At 54.7% G+C, this 1,196-nt stretch carries 1 protein-coding gene; it reads left to right on the top strand.

Annotation, left to right across the window (positions count from 1 at the left end):
• Positions 1–76: 76 nt before the first annotated feature.
• Positions 77–844 carry a ferritin family protein gene (locus OKA04_RS24970; RefSeq protein WP_264503857.1) on the top strand — a complete coding sequence of 256 codons (768 nt, stop codon included), beginning with the start codon at positions 77–79 and terminating at the stop codon, positions 842–844.
• Positions 845–1,196: the final 352 nt, after the last annotated feature.

Below are 1,196 nucleotides of genomic sequence, written 5' to 3'. Positions count from 1 at the left end.
CTCATCACTCTTCACCCGCCGCGCCGCGAACTCCGGAACCGAACGCCACACGCGCCTTCCTCTCACTTAATCCGCCATGCTTCCTCCTAGGGTTGCCCCCTCCTCTCTGGCCGCCGCCGCCGCCGCGGCGCCTACCTATCTCGCCGCCGCGGCCTCGACCCCTGCTTCCGTCTGGCTGCCTGTGCCGCGTGGTGCCGGACCCGGGGCAGTGTGCAGGGCCGCCGGGAAAGGGAAGGAGGTGCTCAGCGGCGTGGTCTTCCAGCCATTCGAGGAGCTCAAGGGGGAGCTCTCCCTCGTCCCCCAGGCCAAGGACCAGTCTCTTGCTAGGCAAAAGTTCGTCGACGAGTGCGAGGCCGCCATCAGCGAGCAGATCAATGTGGAGTTCAATGCATCGTACGCGTACCACTCCCTTTTCGCCTACTTTGATCGTGACAACGTTGCTCTCAAGGGATTCGCCAAATTCTTCAAAGAATCCAGCGATGAGGAGAGGGATCACGCAGAGAAACTCATCAAGTACCAGAACATGCGTGGAGGCAGGGTGCGGCTCCAGTCCATCGTCACACCTTTGACAGAGTTCGACCATCCTGAGAAAGGGGATGCCTTGTATGCTATGGAGTTGGCCTTGGCTCTCGAAAAGCTTGTAAATGAGAAGTTGCACAACCTGCACAGTGTGGCATCAAGGTGCAATGATCCACAGCTGACCGACTTCGTTGAGAGTGAATTCCTTGAGGAGCAGGTTGAAGCCATCAAGAAGATCTCTGAGTATGTCGCCCAGCTGAGAAGAGTGGGAAAGGGGCATGGGGTGTGGCACTTTGATCAGAAGCTGCTTGAGGAAGAAGCTTGAATGGAGGAGACGGTGTGAAGGGCAGTAGTAGGTTTCGTTTCTTCCATCCATGGGATCATGCAGCTAAAGAAAGAAAATAAGTCGAGTCTGTGTATTCATCAAATTAAGCACGCAGTAGCAATGGAGTGAATGAACCAACCAATTTGGTCATGAACTTCCCCCTGTGTCTAGGTCAGTAGAGCTTCAGAATCATGTGTATGTCGCGCGTCCTCGCAGAAAAGGAACATGGCGCGGCTGGCTGTAGCGATACTTGTGATATTGTGGCTATGCATGGAGTCATGGTGATGGTGTATTTTGGGGAGCATTTACACGTTTGTTGCTAGAGAGATTTTGCTGGCAGCCAGTAAGGAAC

The sequence above is a fragment of the Luteolibacter flavescens genome, assembly GCF_025950085.1.
GTDB classification, from domain to species: domain Bacteria; phylum Verrucomicrobiota; class Verrucomicrobiia; order Verrucomicrobiales; family Akkermansiaceae; genus Haloferula; species Haloferula flavescens.
This window is presented reverse-complemented; position numbering and strand designations above follow the sequence as displayed.